Raw genomic sequence first — 276 nt, forward strand, 5'->3', positions numbered from 1 at the left:
GTGCAGCGCGGCGACTCCCGACTCGAGCTCACCGCGCGCGAGATCGCGGTGCTCGAGTTCCTCATGCGGCGACGCGGCGAGATCGTTACGAAGTTCGAGGTGCTCGAGAACGTGTGGGCCGATGATTTCGAAGGGGATCCCAACATCGTCGAGGTCTACATCGGCCGACTGCGGCGCAAGATCGACCGACCGTTCGGGCGGGCGGCGATCGAGACGCTGCGCGGTGCTGGCTATCGACTGGCGGCCGACGGTGGCTGAGCGGCGGCCCTTCCGATC

At 67.4% G+C, this 276-nt stretch carries 1 protein-coding gene; it reads left to right on the top strand.

What is annotated here, in order from left to right:
* Nucleotides 1-258 (top strand): winged helix-turn-helix domain-containing protein (locus AMS65_RS00140; protein ID WP_162231730.1); only part of this gene is annotated, 258 nt, incomplete at its 5' end.
* Nucleotides 259-276: the final 18 nt, after the last annotated feature.

It is taken from the genome of Leucobacter celer subsp. astrifaciens (assembly GCF_001273835.1).
Classification (GTDB): Bacteria; Actinomycetota; Actinomycetes; order Actinomycetales; family Microbacteriaceae; genus Leucobacter; species Leucobacter celer.